Origin of the sequence: Streptomyces sp. NPDC057438, assembly GCF_042802995.1 — a bacterium.
GTDB lineage: Bacteria > Actinomycetota > Actinomycetes > Streptomycetales > Streptomycetaceae > Streptomyces.
Window position 1 is genome coordinate 1 of the sequence record NZ_JBHVDD010000212.1, and the last position, 1,247, is coordinate 1,247.

At 71.9% G+C, this 1,247-nt stretch carries 1 rRNA gene and 1 pseudogene; one reads left to right on the forward strand and one right to left on the reverse strand.

Annotated features, from left to right (window positions below):
* Positions 1-93, forward strand: a 5S ribosomal RNA gene (gene rrf / locus ACFU5F_RS42450); the annotation flags it as partial.
* Positions 94-113: 20 nt separating this feature from the next.
* Here rrf and ACFU5F_RS42455 read toward each other — a convergent pair.
* Positions 114-1,247 (reverse strand): annotated as a pseudogene (locus ACFU5F_RS42455) (hypothetical protein); the annotation flags it as partial.

Consider the following 1,247-nt stretch of genomic DNA (forward strand, 5'->3'; position numbering starts at 1 on the left):
ACGCCCGGTTACATTCCGAACCCGGAAGCTAAGCCTTACAGCGCCGATGGTACTGCAGGGGGGACCCTGTGGGAGAGTAGGACGCCGCCGAACAATCTTTGAAGGACCCCTGGTCACCAGCGTACAGCTGGGACCAGGGGTCCTTTTTTGTTTTTCCGGAGCGCGCCGGGTATCCGGCTGCGCGAGAATGACTTGCGGTACCGAAGACAGGAGTCACCATGTCCACCAACTCTCCCGACGATCGACCGGAGCGCGACCAGCGGCGACGGGACAGTGGTGACCGTGGTGGCTATCGCGGTGGGCCGCGCCCCAACAACGACCGGCGGGACAACGACCGTGGCGGCTACGGCCGTCGGGACGACCGCCGGCCCGACGACCGACGTGGTGATGACCGTCGCAGTGACGATCGCGGTGACCGCGGAGGTTTCCGGCGCGATGACCGTCGGGACGACCGTGGCGGCTTCCGGCGCGACGACAACCGCGGTGAGCAGCGCGGCAGCGGCGGTGGCTTCCGGGGACGGGACGACCGTCGCGAGGGCGACCGTGGGCCTCGCCCCGCATTCCGGCGCGACGACCGCCCCGCGGGTGCGGGTCCGCGCCGTGACGACCGTGATCGCGACCGTGGCTTCCGCCGTGACGGGGACCGGCCGGCCTTCCGCCGGGATGACCGCCGAGACGATCGGCGTGACGAGCGTCGTGGTGAGGACCGTGGCGGCTTCCCGCGCCGCGATGACCGTCCGGCGTTCCGTCGGGACGATCGGCGCGACGACCGTCGGGACAGCGGGGACCGTGGGGGATTTCGTCGGGATGACCGTCGGGACGACCGTGGCGGTGAGCGGCCGACGTTCCGGCGTGATGACCGTCGGGACGACCGTCCTGCGCGTCCCGAGCGTCGTGAGGGCGACCGTCCCTCCTACCGCCGTGACGACGACCGTGGCGGCTTCCGTCGTGACGACAGCCGCGGTGGCGAGCGCAGCGGCGGCTTCCGTCGTGACGACGACCGTGGCGGCGAGCGTACTGGCGGCTTCCGTGGGCGCGACGACCGAGGCCGCGACGACCGGCGCGGGGACGACCGGGGTGGCCGTCCGCCGTTCCGTCGGGATGACCGGCGTGACGACTTCCGTCGGGACGACCGTGGCGGTGAGCGGCCGGCGTTCCGGCGTGATGACCGTCGGGACGACCGTCCTGCGCGTCCCGAGCGTCGTGAGGGCGACCGTCCCTCCTACCGCCGTGACGACGACCGTGGC